At 68.2% G+C, this 16734-nt stretch carries 20 protein-coding genes; 2 read left to right on the top strand and 18 right to left on the bottom strand.

Annotated elements, in window-relative coordinates; all coding sequences use genetic code 11:
• Positions 1–56 precede the first annotated feature (56 nt).
• The gene (locus tag ACWGSM_RS05790) at positions 57–1274 is read left to right on the top strand and encodes a pyridoxal phosphate-dependent aminotransferase (protein WP_452321992.1); all 1218 of its coding nucleotides are present in this window, start codon (positions 57–59) and stop codon (positions 1272–1274) included.
• A 94-nt stretch (positions 1275–1368) separates the two neighbouring features.
• On the opposite strand, the gene ACWGSM_RS05785 is transcribed toward ACWGSM_RS05790, so the two are convergent.
• The 8 genes from ACWGSM_RS05785 to ACWGSM_RS05750 all read right to left on the bottom strand — a co-directional run bounded on the left by ACWGSM_RS05785 (position 1369) and on the right by ACWGSM_RS05750 (position 7845).
• Positions 1369–1764, bottom strand: coding sequence for a VOC family protein (locus ACWGSM_RS05785; protein WP_452321991.1), 396 nt, complete (start codon positions 1762–1764; stop codon positions 1369–1371).
• A 32-nt stretch (positions 1765–1796) separates the two neighbouring features.
• The gene (locus ACWGSM_RS05780) at positions 1797–2933 is read right to left on the bottom strand and encodes a UDP-N-acetylmuramate dehydrogenase (RefSeq protein ID WP_452322137.1); all 1137 of its coding nucleotides are present in this window, start codon (positions 2931–2933) and stop codon (positions 1797–1799) included.
• A 16-nt stretch (positions 2934–2949) separates the two neighbouring features.
• Positions 2950–3351 carry a MaoC/PaaZ C-terminal domain-containing protein gene (locus tag ACWGSM_RS05775; RefSeq protein ID WP_452322136.1) on the bottom strand — a complete coding sequence of 134 codons (402 nt, stop codon included), beginning with the start codon at positions 3349–3351 and terminating at the stop codon, positions 2950–2952.
• Positions 3351–3812: an FAS1-like dehydratase domain-containing protein gene (locus ACWGSM_RS05770; protein ID WP_452321990.1), complete on the bottom strand. Its 462-nt coding sequence runs from the start codon at positions 3810–3812 to the stop codon at positions 3351–3353. The genes ACWGSM_RS05775 and ACWGSM_RS05770 overlap by 1 nt, the downstream gene beginning before the upstream one ends.
• Before the next feature lie 58 nt (positions 3813–3870).
• On the bottom strand, positions 3871–4668 hold the full coding sequence (locus ACWGSM_RS05765) for a sulfite exporter TauE/SafE family protein (protein ID WP_452321989.1): 798 nt from the start codon (positions 4666–4668) through the stop codon (positions 3871–3873).
• 66 nt (positions 4669–4734) lie between these two features.
• Entirely contained in the window at positions 4735–6282 is a 1548-nt protein-coding gene (locus ACWGSM_RS05760; protein ID WP_452321988.1) for a tripartite tricarboxylate transporter permease, read from the bottom strand.
• Positions 6282–6827 (bottom strand): tripartite tricarboxylate transporter TctB family protein, encoded by a 546-nt coding sequence (locus tag ACWGSM_RS05755; RefSeq protein ID WP_452321987.1) that lies wholly within the window; start codon positions 6825–6827, stop codon positions 6282–6284. Before ACWGSM_RS05755 ends, ACWGSM_RS05760 begins: the two co-directional genes overlap by 1 nt.
• A 1-nt stretch (position 6828) precedes the next feature.
• Positions 6829–7845 carry a Bug family tripartite tricarboxylate transporter substrate binding protein gene (locus ACWGSM_RS05750; protein WP_452321986.1) on the bottom strand — a complete coding sequence of 339 codons (1017 nt, stop codon included), beginning with the start codon at positions 7843–7845 and terminating at the stop codon, positions 6829–6831.
• A 159-nt stretch (positions 7846–8004) separates the two neighbouring features.
• Between ACWGSM_RS05750 and ACWGSM_RS05745 the strand changes: the two genes are divergently transcribed.
• Positions 8005–9273, top strand: coding sequence for a PAS domain-containing protein (locus ACWGSM_RS05745; RefSeq protein WP_452321985.1), 1269 nt, complete (start codon positions 8005–8007; stop codon positions 9271–9273).
• Positions 9274–9391: 118 nt separating this feature from the next.
• On the opposite strand, the gene rplQ is transcribed toward ACWGSM_RS05745, so the two are convergent.
• From rplQ to secY, 10 genes are all read right to left on the bottom strand, one after another.
• Positions 9392–9916: a 50S ribosomal protein L17 gene (gene rplQ, locus ACWGSM_RS05740; RefSeq protein ID WP_452321984.1), complete on the bottom strand. Its 525-nt coding sequence runs from the start codon at positions 9914–9916 to the stop codon at positions 9392–9394.
• Between the two features lie 35 nt (positions 9917–9951).
• A complete protein-coding gene (locus tag ACWGSM_RS05735; protein ID WP_452321983.1) occupies positions 9952–10941 on the bottom strand; it encodes a DNA-directed RNA polymerase subunit alpha in 990 nt (329 codons plus the stop codon).
• A gap of 126 nt (positions 10942–11067) precedes the next feature.
• Positions 11068–11466: a 30S ribosomal protein S11 gene (gene rpsK / locus ACWGSM_RS05730; RefSeq protein WP_071644012.1), complete on the bottom strand. Its 399-nt coding sequence runs from the start codon at positions 11464–11466 to the stop codon at positions 11068–11070.
• Between the two features lie 27 nt (positions 11467–11493).
• On the bottom strand, positions 11494–11868 hold the full coding sequence (rpsM, locus tag ACWGSM_RS05725; protein ID WP_452321982.1) for a 30S ribosomal protein S13: 375 nt from the start codon (positions 11866–11868) through the stop codon (positions 11494–11496).
• Positions 11869–12061: 193 nt separating this feature from the next.
• A complete protein-coding gene (gene rpmJ / locus ACWGSM_RS05720) occupies positions 12062–12178 on the bottom strand; it encodes a 50S ribosomal protein L36 (RefSeq protein ID WP_071644008.1) in 117 nt (38 codons plus the stop codon).
• Between the two features lie 61 nt (positions 12179–12239).
• On the bottom strand, positions 12240–12461 hold the full coding sequence (gene infA / locus ACWGSM_RS05715; protein WP_017201569.1) for a translation initiation factor IF-1: 222 nt from the start codon (positions 12459–12461) through the stop codon (positions 12240–12242).
• 152 nt (positions 12462–12613) lie between these two features.
• A complete protein-coding gene (locus ACWGSM_RS05710; protein ID WP_452321981.1) occupies positions 12614–13273 on the bottom strand; it encodes a DsbA family protein in 660 nt (219 codons plus the stop codon).
• Positions 13274–13868: 595 nt separating this feature from the next.
• Positions 13869–14735, bottom strand: a complete 867-nt coding sequence (gene map / locus ACWGSM_RS05705) for a type I methionyl aminopeptidase (RefSeq protein ID WP_452321980.1) — start codon at positions 14733–14735, stop codon at positions 13869–13871.
• Positions 14736–14742: 7 nt separating this feature from the next.
• Positions 14743–15339 (bottom strand): adenylate kinase, encoded by a 597-nt coding sequence (locus ACWGSM_RS05700; RefSeq protein WP_452321979.1) that lies wholly within the window; start codon positions 15337–15339, stop codon positions 14743–14745.
• Positions 15336–16658: a preprotein translocase subunit SecY gene (gene secY, locus ACWGSM_RS05695; protein ID WP_452321978.1), complete on the bottom strand. Its 1323-nt coding sequence runs from the start codon at positions 16656–16658 to the stop codon at positions 15336–15338. The genes ACWGSM_RS05700 and secY overlap by 4 nt, the downstream gene beginning before the upstream one ends.
• Positions 16659–16734: the final 76 nt, after the last annotated feature.

Here is a 16734-nt window from a genome sequence, read left to right as displayed (position 1 = left end):
TCTCGCCGTCGCAACCGCCCGGTGCGGTGCGCGCCCCGCCGAGTACGATCGGAGTCGTGACCGAACGCGCTCCCCTCTCCCGCAAACTGTCCGCCATCGCCGAGTCCGCCACACTGAAGGTGGATGCCAAGGCCAAGGCCCTCAAGGCTGAGGGCAAACCCGTCATCTCGTACGCTGCCGGCGAGCCCGACTTCGCGACTCCGCAGTTCATCGTCGATGCGGCGGCGAAGGCTCTCTCCGACCCGGCGAACTACCGCTACACGCCCGCCGCCGGTCTGCCCGAGCTGCGCGAGGCGATCGCTGCGAAGACGCTGCGCGACTCGGGCCTCGAGGTCTCGCCGTCGCAGATCATCGTCACCAACGGCGGCAAGCAGTCCGTGTACCAGGCATTTCAGGCGGTCGTGAATCCGGGCGACGAGGTGCTGCTGCCCGCGCCGTACTGGACCACCTACCCGGAGGCCATCCAGCTCGCCGACGGCGTGCCGGTGGAGGTCTTCGCCGGCGCCGATCAGGAGTACAAGGTCACCGTCGAGCAGCTCGAGGCCGCGCGCACCGAGCGCACCACGGTGCTGGTGTTCGTCTCGCCGTCGAACCCGACCGGCTCGGTGTACTCGCGCGACGAGACGAAGGCGATCGCCGAGTGGGCGCTCGAGCACGGCATCTGGGTGATCAGCGACGAGATCTACCAGAACCTCACCTATGAGGGCGTCGAAGCGACATCGATCGTGCAGGCGCTGCCCGCGATCGCCAACCAGACCATCCTCGTGAACGGCGTGGCGAAGACGTACGCGATGACGGGCTGGCGGGTCGGCTGGATGGTGGGCCCGGCGGATGCCATCAAGGTCGCCGCCAACCTGCAGTCGCACCTGTCGAGCAATGTGAACAATGTCGCCCAGCGCGGCGCGATCGCCGCGCTGAACGGTCCGCAGGACGAAGCCGAGAAGATGCGCGAGGCCTTCGACCGCCGGCGCAGGCTGATCGTGGCGGAGCTGTCGAAGATCGATGGGATGGTGGTGCCCACCCCGACCGGCGCGTTCTATGTCTACCCGGACGTGCAGGGTCTGCTGAACCGCACCTGGACGCGGCGCGACGGCAGCACCGTGACGCCGACGACCTCGCTCGAGCTCGCAGACTTCATCCTCGACGAGGCCGAGGTCGCGGTCGTGCCCGGTGAGGCCTTCGGTCCGTCCGGCTACCTGCGTCTGTCGTACGCCCTGGGCGACGACCAGCTGCTCGAGGGCGTGCAGCGCCTGCAGCGCCTGTTCTCGGCCTGACCTCGGTCACCGAGACCCCTACCTGCCGTCGACGCCCCAGGGCGGGGCATCCCTGCCTGGGGGTCTCGGCGCGAAGTGGGGGCGTCGACCGTCCTCAGCCCTGGTGGCCGATGAGCCACGGCACGCCGAAGCGGTCGACGAGCGTGCCGTCGTGGTCGCCCCACGGGCGCTTCTGCAGCGGGTCGATGATGCGGCCGTCCTCGGCGAGCGCATCGAACCAGGCTGCCAGGGTCGCCGGCTCCGCCGCGCCCAGCAGCGAGAAGAACATGCCGCTCATCTCGAGCGTGCTCTCGCCGGCCGCGGCATCCGCCCCCGCCAGCTCGACGGGACCGTCGAGCATCCCGTGCGCGATCGCGTCGCCGGGGCCGTCGACGCGCCCGGCCTCGGCGTATGTGAACAGGCGCGTCTCACCGCCGAAGACGGATGCGTAGAACGACAGCGCCTCCGCGGCGCGGCCGGGGAACAGGAGGTACGGGATCAGTCCGGTCATCCGGCGAGTGTACGCGCGGCCACCGCGGTGAGCTACAGTTCGACGCCGACGAGCACCGGCTCGGGCTGCAGCAGCAGACCGAACTCGGAGTGCACTCGGCTCTGGATGAACCGGGCCAGCTCGCTGAGCTCGGCGGCGGTCGCGCCGCCCCTGTTGCTGAGGGCCAGCGCGTGCTTGGTCGACAGACCCGCACGAGACTGCGGCAGGCGGAAGCCCTTGCGGATCCCTGCGTTCTCGATCAGCCACGCGGCGCTGACCTTCACCGAGGCCACGGGCTTGTCCTTCCTCGGAGTGAGTCCGTAGTACGAGTCCAGCGGGATGACCGTCACCGAGTCGAGGTCCGGCTCGACAGGCCAGCGCGGGCACTCGGGCGGCAGGCTGCGCGCCACCGGCTCGGGCACGATCGCGTTCTGGAAGAACGAGCCGGCGCTCCAGGTGTCGGGGTCGTCGGCATCGAGCAGCATGCCCTTCCCCGCACGGGTCTGCAGGATCCGCGAGCGCACCCAGGCGAGCGGCACGGGCTCGTAGTCCTCGAGACCCAGCGCTCGGCGCAGCTGCTCGCCGCGCACGATCCGGCCCGCGTCGCCGGTGACGGCGAGGTCGAGGGTCACCGAGAGGATCACGGCGCGACGGCCCTCGGCCTCGCCATAGTGGTGCTTGAGCACCGAGGTGCGGAAGCCCAGGCCGAGATCGGCGGCCGGCAGCACCAGCGGAGCGTCTTCGTGCTCGTCGATCAGCTCGACCTCGACGAGGGTCTCCTGGATCTCCTGCCCGTACGCGCCCACGTTCTGCACGGGGGCGGCTCCGACCGTACCCGGGATGCCGCTCATCGCCTCGATGCCGGCGTAGCCGCGCTCGACGGCGTAGGCGACCAGGGCATCCCAGTTGTGCCCGGCCTGCACGCGCAGCCGGATGCGGCCCTCGTGCGGCGACGGCAGCTCTTCGACGCCCTCGGTGAGCACCCGGATGACTGTGCCGTCGTAGGGCGCGTCGCCGACGAACAGATTCGACCCGCCCCCCAGCACGAGCCAGTCGTCGCCCGCAGACCAGACGTCCTGCAGCGCGGCGAGCAGCTGCTCGCGGGTTCGCGCCTCGAGCATGCGCTGCGGCGCGGCGCCGGTGCGCAGGGTGGTGAGCTCGCGCAGGGCGATGGGGGTGATCTCGATCACGTCGGCGGGTGTCATGTCAGAGCGCGACCCGCAGCTGGGCCTTCACGAGCACGGTCGTCTCGGCCGCCTTCACGGTGAGGTCGATACGCGCCGTGGTCTCGTCGACCGCGCCGACCTTCGCGACGACGTGCACGTCGGCGCCCGTCTCGGCATCCACGACGACCGGCTTGGTGAAGCGCACGCCGTAGTCGACCACACGCGTGCCGGCAGGAAGAGCCGAGAGCACGACCGACGAGGCGAGGCCCATGGTCAGCATCCCATGGGCGAGCACGCCTGGCAGGCCGACGGAGGCGGCCACGTCGTCGCGATAGTGGATCGGGTTGAAGTCGCCGGATGCTCCCGCGTAGCGGACGAGCGATTCGCGGGTGAGGTGCAGGGTGCGCTCGGCGATGACGTCGCCCACCGTGAACTCGGCCATCACGCGGACTCCCCTTCGCTGTCTGAGCCGACCAGCAGCACGCTGACCGCCGTGACGACGTGCTCGCCCGCGGCGTCGGTGATGCTCGCCTCGCTGGTGATCATCGCGTTGCCGCCGAGCGAGCGGATGCCCGTGACCGCCAGCTGCGCGGTGAGCTCGTCGCCGGCGACGATCGGACGGCTGTACTGAAAGCGCTGCTCGGCGTGGATCGTGCGCGCCAGGACGATGCCGGAGTCGGGCTCGGAGAGCAGCTGCTGCAGCGTGAGGTCCTGGATGACCATCGGGAACGTGGGGGGCGCCACGAGATCAGAGTGGCCCGCCGCGCGAGCAGCCTCGACATCGATGTGCTGCGGCGCGTCGGCGAAGACGGCGCGCGCGAACTCGCGCACCTTCTCACGTCCGACGAGGTACGGGGCCGTCGGCGGGAACTCCCGGCCGATCAGTTCACTGTTCACGGGCACCCCACGATCCTACCCGCGAGGTCTGGGCGGGCCCTGCCGGCAGGGCCGGGGAAACGTTTCAGCGGGTGCGCGACCGCAGCGCCCTCAGCGTCATCTGCACGGCGATCACCACGAGGTAGGCGGCGAAGAGGATGTTCCCCGTGAACGGGTCGATCATCGTCGCCAGCCAGGCACCGAGCGCGGTGGTCGTGCAGGCGGAGACGCCGATCAGGGCGGCGGCGACCAGGTCGACGTTGTGGTGGCGCAGGTTGCCGATCGTGCCCGAGACCGCGGTGGGGATCATCATCAGCAGCGACGTGCCCTTGGCCACGAGGTCGCTGGTGCCGAAGCCGAGCATGAGCACGGGGACGATGATCACTCCGCCGCCGACGCCGATCAGCCCGGCGATGACGCCGGTGACCACCCCGACCGCGACCAGCGCGGCGCCGTTGAGCCAGCCGAGCTCGAACTCGGCGGCGCGTGAGGGGATGACGAGGAACAGGCTCACGATCACGACGAGCAGGAAGGCGACGAACCCCCAGCGCAGCGCGGTCTGCGAGACCCGTGGCAGCAGGCGCGAGCCGATCTGCGCGCCCACCACGGCGCCGGCGGCCAGGATGAGTGCGGGGATCCACGCCACCGACCCCGAGATCGCGTACGAGATCACCCCGACGCTCGCGGTCGGGACGATGGCCGCCAGCGATGTGCCGGCCGAGATGCGCTGCCCGAAGCTGAGCAGCAGCACCAGCAGCGGCACGATCACCGTGCCGCCCCCGACCCCGAACAGACCCGAGAGCAGACCCGCCGTCAGGCCGATGCCGATGAAGGAGAGGTAGGCGCGGGGCCCCCGGGTGATGGCCTGGTGCTCTGCGTTCACGCAGTTCAGACTATCTCCGGCGGCCCCGCGCCCCTGATCCCTGCCTCGTGGCGCGGCGGTTCGTCCTCAGACCTCCTGATCGGCCTTGATCGGCACGGCGATCGACTCGGTCAGCGCCTGCTCGTAGCGCTGCTGCCGTCGGCGCAGCCACAGTCCCCCGGCGACCAGCGCCGCGAGCACCGCGTAGGCGGTGGCCGCGAAGGGCTGCGCCACCAGGGTCGTCAGGTCGCCCTGGCTCAGCTGCAGCGCCTTGCGAAGGTACTCCTCGCCCATCGGACCGAGGATCATGCCGACGACCAGCGGGGCCACGGGATACCCGAAGCGCCGCATGAAGTAGCCGAGCACACCGATGATCACGAGGATCAGGATGTCGACGACGGCGAAGTTCAGCGCGTACGCGCCGAAGGCGGCGAACAGCAGGATGCCCGCGTAGAGGTACGGGCGCGGGATCTGCAGCAGCTTCACCCACATCCCGACCAGCGGCAGGTTGAGCACGATGAGGATGACGTTGCCGAGGTACAGGCTGGCCACCAGCGCCCACACCAGCGCGGGCTGGTTCTGGAACAGCTGCGGCCCCGGCTGCAGGCCGTACGCCTGGAACGCGACGAGGATGATCGCCGCCGTCGCGGTGGTCGGCAGCCCCAGCGTCAGCAGCGGCACGAGCACGCCGGCCGCCGCCGCGTTGTTCGCCGCCTCGGGGCCGGCGACGCCCTCGATCGCACCGCGACCGAACTCGTTCTTGCGCTTCGACAGCTTGCGCTCTGTCGCGTACGAGAGGAAGGTCGCGACGTCGGCGCCGCCGGCGGGGATGGTGCCGATCGGGAAGCCGATGGCGGTGCCGCGCAGCCACGGCTTCCACGAGCGCTTCCAGTCGTCCTTCGTCATCCAGCTGCGCCACCCGCCCGTCACCGGGATCACGTCGATGGCTCCGTGGCGCAGACGAGCGGCGATGTACAGCGTCTCCCCCACGGCGAACAGGCCGACCGCGACGAGCACGATGTCGATGCCGTCCGACAACGGCAGCAGCCCCAGCGTGTAGCGCTGCTGCGCGGTGAGCGTGTCGGTGCCCACCAGCCCCAGGAACAGGCCGACGCCGAGCGAGGTCATGCCGCGGGGCACGGAGCTGCCGATCAGCGCGCCGACGGTGACGAAGGCGATGACGATGAGCGCCACGTAGTCGGCCGGGCCGAGATTCACCGCGAACTGCGCGAGCACGGGTGCGAGCAGGGTGAGTCCCACCGTCGCGATCGTGCCGGCGATGAACGAGCCGATCGCCGCTGTCGCGAGCGCGGCGGCGCCTCGCCCGAGCTTGGCCATCCGGTTGCCCTCGATCGCGGTCACGATCGAGGCGGATTCACCGGGTGTGTTGAGCAGGATGCTGGTGGTCGAGCCGCCGTACATCCCGCCGTAGTAAATGCCCGCGAAGGTGATCAGCGACGCGGTCGGGTCGAGGGTGTAGGTCAGCGGCAGCAGCAGGGCCACCGTCATCGCCGGGCCGATGCCCGGCAGCACGCCGACGGCCGTGCCGATCAGCACACCGAAGAACGCGAACACGAGGTACTGCGGCTGCAGCGCGGTCGCGAAGCCCTCGAGAAGAAGTGTCCAGCTGTCCATCAGAACAGTCCTCCCACCCAGCCGAGCGCCGGTCCCCAGGGCAGCGAGAGCCCCATCAGCCCGGCGAAGACGACCTGCACGACGAGGCTCAGCGCGAAGCCGATGAGGAAGGCGAGCCACCAGCGCCTGGCGCCCAGAGACCACGCGACGATGCCGAACAGCAGAGCGGCTGCCGGCGCCCATCCGATGACGTCGATGAGCACGAGGTGCGCGACGACCGCTCCGACGATCTTTCCGAGGGTGAGCCAGTCGGTCTTCGCGTCGGGGTCGATGTCCTCACCGTCTTCGAGCTCTGCCCGCTTGCCGCGAAGCACCGAGACGAGTACGGCGGCGGCAGAGCCGAGCAGCACGATCGACACGAAGATCGGGAAGATCGTCGGGCCGACTTTCACACCGACCGGAACGTGGATCGAGAAGGCCCCGATGAGCGCGAACGCGCCGAGGGCGAGCATGAGCAGGGCGAAGACGAGTTCACCGAGGGGAACCCGCTGAGCGGGCCGAGTGCCCTCGGCCCGCTCAGTCGCCCCGAGGATCGGGGCGTTCATGTCAGATCAGCCCGATGTTCTTGAGCGTCCCGGTGACGTCGGCGATGCTCTCGTCGAGGAACGCGTCGAACTCGGGGCCCACGAGGAAGGCGTCCGCCCATCCCTTCGTCTCGAGCTCCGAGGTCCACGCCTTGTTCTCGTGCATCTCGGTCACGATGCGCTCCAGTTCGTCGCGGTCGGCGTCGGAGATGCCACCGGGGGCCACCACACCACGCCAGTTGGTCAGCACGACGTCGTAGCCGGCGTCGGTGATCGTGGGCACCTCGGGGAGCGCGTCGACCGGCTCCGCAGATGAGACGGCGAGGGCGCGCATCGAACCGTCCTCGATGTACTGCAGGAATTCGCCGACTCCCGAGATGCCCGCGGCGACCTTGTCGCCGACGAGCAGCGAGACGGCCTCGCCGCCACCGGAGTTGGGCGTGTAGTTCAACTTCGACGGGATCTCGGCGCCGTCGACCCCGGCCTCCTCGAGCAGCAGGCCGGCGAGGATGTGGTCGGCGCCGCCTGCGGAGCCGCCGGTCACGGTGACCTCCTGGCCCTTGTCGACGATGTCCTCGACGAGGTCTTCGAGGGTCTTGTACTTCGAGGCCTCCGGCACGACGACCACGAGAGGCTCGTCGGTGAGGCGGGCGATCGGTGTGGTGTCCTCGAGGCGGACGTTCGACGCGTTCGTCTCGATCGCCCCGACCATCACCAGGCCCATCACCATGAGCGTCGCCGGATCCTTCTGGTTCCCGAGCTGCGCGAGGCCGACAGTGCCGCCGGCGCCGCCGACGTTGGTGACGGGGGCCGATCCGACGATGTCGCCGTCGGTGAGCACCTTCGACATCGCGCGACCGGTCTGATCCCACCCGCCACCCGGGTCAGCGGGGACGATGAGCGACACGTCGGTGAAGGACGATGCGTCGCCCTTCGCGTCGGAGTCGGACTGCGGTGCGGCATTCTGCGATGAGCATCCGGCGAGGGCCAGTGCCGCGACTGCGGCGATGGCGACCAGAGCTGAGCGTGACTTCTTCATGCGCTCCTCCTTGAGCGGTGTAGGGATGCTGGCAACGGTATGCACCGTGCCGCAGCCCGCTCTGCTTTCGAAACCATTGGTCGGGCTTTCGAAAGTATTGGTCTCGGACACCGGGCACCCGGAGGCTCCTCGGCCGACCGGCACGGGGAGAATGGACTCGTGGCTTCGAAGACGATGCGCGCGTCACAGATGACGCACAGCAGGATGACGCTGCGCGTGCAGCTGATCCTGCTGCAGGCGCTGATCGTCTCGGTGGTGACACTGATCGCGGGCGTGACGGCCGGAATCATCCAGGCGCACACGGTGCGCGACGCGTATGAGGACCGCATGCTGGCGGTCGCCCAGTCGATCGCGTCGATGCCCGTGGTGCTCGATGCGTTCGATGACGCCGATCCGTCGACGACCGTGCAGCCTCTCGCCGAGACCATCCGTCGCGCATCGGACCTCACGTATGTCGTCGTGGCCGACGCCGACGGCATCCGCTTCTCGCATCCGAATCCCGAGCGGATCGGGCAGAAGGTGTCGACCGACGCGTCTGTGCCGCTCTCCGGCGAGATCTACATGGGCACGCAGACCGGCACGCTCGGGCCGTCGTGGCGTGTGAAGGTGCCGGTCTTCGAAGGCTCCGAGGTGATCGGCACGGTATCGGTGGGCATCCTCGAATCGCAGGGCACGGGAGAGTTCGCCGCCAACCTCGCGTGGATCATCGGCGCGATGCTGGTCGCCGTGATCCTGGGCATCTTCGGCTCGGCGTGGGTGACGTCGGTGATCCGCAGACGCATCCATCTGCTCGAACCGCACGAGATCACCGCCCTCGTGCGCAACCAGGAGACGACGCTGCACGGCCTCAGCGAGGGTGTGATCACGGTCGACGCCTCGGGCACGATCACCCTGGCCAATGACGCCGCGGCTCGCCTGCTGGGGGTGGATGTCGGCGATCTCACCGGCGCACGGGCGGCGGATGTGCTCGACGACGAGCTGCTCGCCGTGCTGCGCGATGGGGAGGATGCCGGGCATCCGGTGATCGTCGGCAGCCACGTGCTGGTGGCTCGCGGCACCGGTGCGCGGGTCGACGGGGAGGCGGTGGACGCCACCATGCTGCTGCGCGATCACACCGAGCTGCACGACGTCGTGCGCCGGGTGGAGGCCGCGGATGCCATCATCGCGTTCCGTCGTCGAGTCGGCCTTCCCAAGGGTCTGAGCGCCGAGACGCTCGACCGCGTCGTCACCGCGCTGGATGAGCACCCCGACACGTCAGCCGCCGAGCTCGGCGACGTGCTCGGGATGTCGCGGGTGAGCGCACGCCGCTACCTCGAGCACCTGGCGAGCACGGGTCGCGCGGTGCGTACCCTGGACTACTCGACGAAGGGCCGCCCCGGCACCCGGTACCGGATGATCGACGCGGCGACGGAGGGCGCGCGCGACTGAGGTCGCCCGCCGGAGCGTCGGACGTGTGCCGGGGACGCCCGTCGCGGGCATCCGGTCGGGCGACGAAGAAGCCCGCCACCCGTGAGGGGCGGCGGGCTTCTTCGATCCGGGGAAGGTCTTACTCGGCCTTCTCCTCGGCGGGAGCCTCGGTGGTCTCCTCAGCCGACTCGACCGGAGCCTCGGTGGTCTCCTCGACGGGAGCCTCCTCGACCTTCTCGGCCTTCTCGGCCTTGGGTGCCTCGGCCTTGGCGGCCGGCTTCGCAGCCTTCTTCTTCGGGGTGACAGGCTCGAGGACGAGCTCGATCACGGCCATGGGGGCGTTGTCACCCTTGCGGTTGCCGACCTTCGTGATGCGGGTGTAGCCACCCTGACGGTCGGCGACCAGCGGCGCGATCTCGTTGAACAGCACGTGCGCGGCGTCCTTGTTGGAACGCAGCACGGTGAGCGCACGACGGCGCGCGTGCAGGTCGCCGCGCTTGCCGAGCGTGATCAGGCGCTCGGCGAGCGGACGCAGGCGCTTCGCCTTGGTCTCGGTCGTCTTGATCGACTTGTGGATGAAGAGCGCTGCCGCGAGGTTCGCGAGAAGAAGGCGCTCGTGTGCGGGGCCGCCTCCGAGGCGGGGACCCTTGGTGGGCTTGGGCATATTCGTCTAGCTCCTGGTCAGAAAGATGTCGGGGTTCAGAAGGACTCGTCTTCGCCTGCGCTGTAGAAGTGGGCGCCGTCGAAACCGGGCACCGAATCCTTCAGCGACAGACCGAGCGAGACGAGCTTGTCGCGCACCTCGTCGACCGACTTCTGTCCGAAATTGCGGATGTTCATCAGCTGCGTCTCGGAAAGGGCGACCAGCTCCGAGACGGTGTTGATGCCCTCGCGCTTGAGGCAGTTGTACGAGCGCACCGACAGATCGAGGTCCTCGATCGGCATGGAGAGCTCGCTGGAGAGCACAGCCTCGACCGGCGCGGGGCCGATCTCGATGCCCTCGGCCTCGACGTTCAGCTCGCGGGCGAGGCCGAACAGCTCGGTGAGGGTCTTGGCTGCGGATGCGACGGCGTCGCGCGGGAGGATCGAGGCCTTGGTCTCGACGTCCAGCACGAGCTTGTCGAAGTCGGTGCGCTCACCCGCACGGGTGGCGTCGACGCGGTAGCTGACCTTGAGCACCGGTGAGTAGATCGAGTCGACCGGGATCTGGCCGGCCTCGGCGTACTCGTTGCGGTTCTGCGACGCCGAGACGTAGCCGCGGCCACGCTCGATGGTCAGCTCGAGCTCGAAGCGAGCGGTGTCGTTGAGCGTCGCGATGACCAGGTCGGGGTTGTGCACCTCGACACCCGCGGGGGCGGAGATGTCGGCCGCGGTGACCTCGCCGGCACCCGTCTTGCGCAGGTACGCGGTGATGGGCTCGTCGCGCTCGCTGGAGACCACCAGCTGCTTGATGTTGAGGATGATCTCGGTGACATCCTCCTTCACGCCGGGGATCGTGCTGAACTCGTGCAGCACGCCGTCGATGCGAATGGTGGTGACCGACGCGCCGGGGATCGACGACAGCAGGCTGCGACGCAGCGCGTTGCCGATCGTGTATCCGAAACCGGGCTCCAGCGGCTCGATGACGAACCGGCTGCGGTTCTCGGAGATCTTCTCCTCGGTGAGAGTGGGACGCTGTGCGATGAGCACTATGTGTTCCTTTCGATCACATGCCCGCTATATGACATGTGTGGGGTGAGGTCTGAAGTTGTGGAAAATCTGGGGGCGAGTCTGCCCTTCCCCAGCCTCGCGGCTCAGGAAGGGCAGAGCGCGAGATCAGACGCGACGGCGCTTCGGCGGGCGGCAGCCGTTGTGCGCCTGAGGCGTGACGTCCTGGATGGACCCCACCTCGAGGCCGGCGGCCTGCAGCGAGCGGATCGCGGTCTCGCGGCCTGAGCCCGGACCCTTCACGAAGACGTCGACCTTCTTGACGCCGTGCTCTGCTGCCTGGCGGGCAGCGGACTCCGCGGCCATGCCGGCGGCGTACGGCGTCGACTTGCGCGAGCCCTTGAAGCCCACGCCACCCGACGAGGCCCAGCTGATGACAGCGCCGGACGGGTCGGTGATCGAGACGATGGTGTTGTTGAACGTCGACTTGATGTGGGCCTGGCCCAGCGCGATGTTCTTCTTTTCCTTGCGGCGCGGCTTGCGCGCGGCGGCCTTGGGTGCAGCCATGAAAGTGTTCTCCTATTCCCTGGCCGCTTAGCGGGCCTTCTTCTTGCCGGCGACGGTGCGCTTCGGGCCCTTGCGGGTACGCGCGTTGGTCTTGGTGCGCTGACCGCGGACCGGAAGGCCGCGGCGGTGACGCAGACCCTCGTAGGAGCCGATCTCGACCTTGCGGCGGATGTCTGCGGCGACCTCGCGGCGCAGGTCACCCTCCACCTTGTAGTTGCCTTCGATGTGGTCGCGCAATGCGACGAGCTGCTCGTCGGTGAGGTCCTTGACGCGGATCGACTCGTCGATCTCGGTCGCCTGCAGGATCTCGACGGAGCGGGTGCGGCCGATGCCGTAGATGTAGGTGAGGGCGATCACCACGCGCTTGTCGCGCGGGATGTCAACGCCGGCAAGACGTGCCATGCGGTTCTCCTGGAGTGTTGTGGAGGTGTGGAGCAGCATCCGGTCCCGGGCCTCCGCCCCGAGGTGTCCGCTCCTTGGGTCCCTGAGCCTGTCGAAGGGTCAGAGCCTGCCGGAGCATCCGATGCTGCCTGTTCTCGATATTCAGTTCTTCAGTTGCCGGGCCGGATGCCGAAGCACGCGGTCCGACCCCTGCTCAGCCCTGGCGCTGCTTGTGACGCGGGTTCGACTTGCAGATGACCATGACGCGACCGTGACGACGGATCACGCGGCAGTGGTCGCAGATGGGCTTGACGCTGGGGTTGACCTTCATGATGCTTCCTGTTCGCTGTCTTCGTGCCGCCCCGCAGGGCAGGCCGTTACTTCTCGGCCGATCAGCGGTAACGGTAGACGATTCGACCGCGGGTCAGGTCGTAGGGCGAGAGCTCCACGACCACGCGGTCCTCGGGGATGATGCGGATGTAGTTCTGCCGCATCTTTCCGGAGATCGTGGCGAGCACCTTGTGTCCGTTGCTGAGCTCAACGCGGAACATCGCATTGGGCAGCGCCTCGGAAATGACGCCCTCGATCTCGATGACACCGTCTTTCTTAGCCATAGCCTCGCTGACGCTTCTGCAGATCGGCCGATCTGCGGTGGGTGGGTGATGAATGTGGTGCAGCCCGTTCGGACACGCCGGAATAAGGCACAAGGCACCAAGGAACTAAGATATACCCTTTGCGGCGCTGCGGCAAATGGAGCCGCCCTCGATCAGGGCAGCACCTTCGGGAGCTCGGTGTTGATCTCGCTGATGTCGAGCCGCTTGCCGTTGATCTCGATCGTCGGTGTGCCCTTGATCTCGTGCGCCTTCGCCTGCGCAGCGCCGTACTTCAGGTACGTGCCGTCGTCGATGCACCCCGCCGCCTTGTCGGCGCCGACCTGGTCGGCGATCTGCTTGAGCTGATCGTCGGTCAGGCCGGTCGAGTTCTCTTCAGGCTGGTTCGCGAACAGCGCATTCAGGAAGTCGAGCGCCTTGTCGGAGTTGTTCTCGGCGACGCAGTACATGGCTGCGGCGGAACGCGACGAGTACTCCGTGCCCTGCGAGAGGTGGTCGAGGATCGCGATGGGGTGGATCTCGAGAGTCAGCTTGTCGGCGGCGGCGGCCTCCTGCAACTGCTGGCCGTACGCCTGCTCGAACGAGTTGCACGCCGGGCACATGAAGTCGAGGTAGGTCGCGACGACATCCTCGCCCTCTCCGACCGTGATGGCACCCGTCTCGGAGTTGACGATGTCGCCCGTCGGCGCCGGCCCTGCATCGGTGGCCTGGTTGTTCAGCCAGACGACGACCGCCCCCAGCGCGACCAGCACGACGACGACGGCGATGGAGATTCCGATGGCGAACCAGTTGGGCTTGCTCTGGGCGTGGGCCATGACAGTCCGATCTTCAGCACAAAATTGTCGCCCCCCATTCTGCCGCGTGCACGCTATGCCTGCCATGTGAACCCGCCGGTCCGACCCGCCCGCGTTTCCTGCATTTCCTCCGCGCCGTGCTGACGCCGCCGCTTCCCCTGATCACCCGGGAGGAGGCTCGAATGCTCGGTGTGAGGATCAGCGGCGCGACTCACATGGTCGTGCGCCGCGGACTGTATGCGCCGCGCAAGCCCTACCTGACACTGAAACCCTGGGAGCAGTACGCGCTCCGAGTAGCCGGAGAAGGCGGCGGCGAACCTCCGCCAAGAGAAACGCCGGGAAGACCGGCTGCGTCGGCACGGGCATCCCTTCGCCCGGTGGGATCTCGCGGATGCCGGGAAGGTCGAGCCCCTTGTCGCCGCCCTCCGGGGCGCGGGACTGGAGCGCAGACATCCGATCCAGTCGGCCATGCTCGCGACGCTGGCGCACAGCCTTCGCGATCGCCGCAATCGTTCGTGAGACTTGAGTTCCAGCACGGGACAGATCTCAGGGAGGGCTGTCTCGTGCGGGAACGCAAGTCTCGCAAGCGCGGCAGGACGGCCGTCGGGCGCGGCGGCTAGGCGATCGGGACGGGGGTGATGCCGAAGGGCGCGAGGCCCGCGGCGCCGCCGTCGGGCGCGGTGAGCACCCAGATGCCGCCCTCGTGGCGGGCGACGCTGTGCTCCCAGTGCGAGCCGTCCGAGCCGTCGACGGTCGAGACCGTCCAGTCGTCGTCCTCGATGAACGTCGCCTCTCCCCCGGCCGTGACCATCGGCTCGATGGCGAGCACCAGTCCAGGTCGGATCTCGGCGCCGGCATCAGGCGTGCGGTAGTTGAACACGCTGGGCGCCTCGTGCATCCTGCGTCCGATGCCGTGGCCGACGTACTCGCGCAGGATGCCGTACGGCTGAGGTTGGGTTCCTGAGCCTGTCGAAGGACGGGAGGGACCCTGCGCTTCGATGTACTCCTGGATCGCCGCTCCGAGATCGCCGATGTGCGCCGCGGATGCCATGGCTGCGACCCCCGCCCACAGCGAGCCCTCAGTGACCCGGGAGAGCTCCTCGCGGCGCGCCACCAACTCGGGACGCGAGTCGTCGGGCACCACGAACGTCACGGCGCTGTCGCCGTTCCAGCCCTGGTACTGCGCTCCGCAGTCGATCGAGACGATGTCGCCCGGCTCGAGCACCCGGTCACCGGGGATGCCGTGCACGACCTGCTCGTTGACCGAGATGCACGTCGTGTGGCGGTACCCGCGCACAAGCTTGAAGTTCGACTCGGCGCCGCGATCGAGGATGGTGCGCTCGGCCACGGCATCCAGTTCCGCGGTCGTGACCCCCGCCCGCACCAGAGGGCGGATCGCGTCGAGAGCCGCGGCGGTGATCAGCCCCGGCTCGAGCATCGAACGCAGCTGCGCCGGTGTCTTGTAGATCGACTTGCGGAACATCGAGGGGTCAGACCAGCTGCCCGATGCCGCGTGCGGCGAGGGCCGACGAGATGCGCTCGGAGATCTCGTCGAGGGAGCCGACGCCGTCGATGCGATCGACGATGCCGCGCTGCTCGTACACCGAGATGATCGGAGCGGTCTCGTGCTCGTAGATGTCGAGACGGTGCGCGATGGCCTCGTCGGTGTCGTCCGAGCGGCCCTGCTCCACGGCACGCAGGCTGAGGCGAGCGATGCTCTCCTCGCGGGGAACGTCGAGCAGGATCACTGCGTCGAGCGACGCGTCGTGCTCGCCGAGGAACGCATCGAGGTGGTGCAACTGCGCCGTGTTGCGGGGGTAGCCGTCGAGCAGGAATCCGCCCTGGGCGTCGTCCTGCGACAGGCGGTCGCGCACGATCTCGCTGGTGAGCTCGTCGGGCACCAGGTCACCGGCGTCGAGGATCGCGGTGACCTTCTGCCCCAACTCGGTGCCCTCTTTGATGTTCGCACGGAACATGTCACCGGTCGAGACGACGGGGATGTTCAGTGCCTCGGCGACGCGGATGCCCTGGGTGCCCTTGCCGGAGCCCTGCGGCCCGACGATCAGCAGTCGTGCGGAAGACGTCATCGGAGGAGCCCTTCGTAGTGGCGCTGCTGCAGCTGCGCGTCGATCTGCTTCACCGTCTCGAGACCGACACCCACGATGATCAGGATCGAGGCGCCACCGAACGGGAAGTTCTGGTTGGCCTGCACCGTCGCCAGCGCGATCAGCGGGATCAGCGCGACGAGGCCCAGGTAGAGAGAACCGGGGAACGTGATGCGGGTGATGACGTAATCGAGGTATTCCGCTGTGGGGCGACCGGCGCGGATGCCCGGGATGAACCCGCCGTACTTCTTCATGTTGTCGGCGACCTCGACCGGGTTGAACGTGATCGCGACGTAGAAGTAGGTGAAGCCGATGATCAGCAGGAAGTACGCGGCCATGTACAGCGGCTGGTCGCCGGATGCCATGTTCGCCAGCACCCAGGCGACCCACGCGGGCGGCTCGCTGCCGTCGGCGGGCGTGTTGAACTGCGCGATCAGCATCGGCACGTACAGCAGCGACGAGGCGAAGATGATCGGGATCACGCCGGCCATGTTGACCTTGATCGGGATGTAGGTGTTCGTGCCGCCGTAGGTGCGACGGCCGACCATGCGCTTGGCGTACTGCACGGGCACGCGACGCTGCGACTGCTCGACGTACACGATCAGCGACATCACCACGATGCCGATGAGCATCACCAGGAGGAAGGTCTCGAAGCCCTTCGCCTCCCAGATGGCCCACATCGACGACGGGAAGGTCGCGGCGATCGAGGTGAAGATGAGCAGCGACATGCCGTTGCCGATGCCGCGCTCGGTGACGAGCTCGGCCATCCACATGATGAGGCCGGTGCCTGCGGTCATCGCGATGATGATGAGCGCCTGTGCCCACCACACGTCGTTGGTCAGCAGGTTGTTGCAGGCGGCGACATCGGTCTGGCCGAACAGCTGGCCGCTGCGCGCCACCGTCACCACGGTCGCGGACTGCAGCAGTGCGAGTGCGATCGTGAGGTAGCGGGTGTACTGGGTGAGCTTGCTCTGGCCGGCCTGGCCCTCCTGGTGGAGGGTCTCGAAGTGCGGGATGACGACACGCAGCAGCTGGGTGATGATCGTCGCGGTGATGTACGGCATCACGCCGAGGGCGAAGATCGACAGCTGCAGCAGCGCACCGCCGGAGAAGAGGTTTACGAGTCCGAGCAGGCCGTCGGTGCCGGCGTTGGCAGCGAGGCACTCCTCGACGTTCGGGAAGTTCACGAACGGAGCCGGCACATTCGAGCCCAGACGGTACAGAGCGATGATGCCGATGGTGAAAAGGATCTTCTGCCGCAGGTCAGGCGTGCGGAAGATTCGCGCGATGGCGCTAAACAAGGGCGTTCCTCCTGAAGGGATTGCCGAACGTGGAAGGACGGCCGAAAGTCCAGGGTAACGCAAAGGAGGGGCCGGA

This window comes from Microbacterium sp. NPDC055521 (assembly GCF_053619695.1).
The sequence above is the reverse complement of the archived record's forward strand: the minus strand, read 5'-3'. Positions and strand labels throughout refer to the sequence as shown.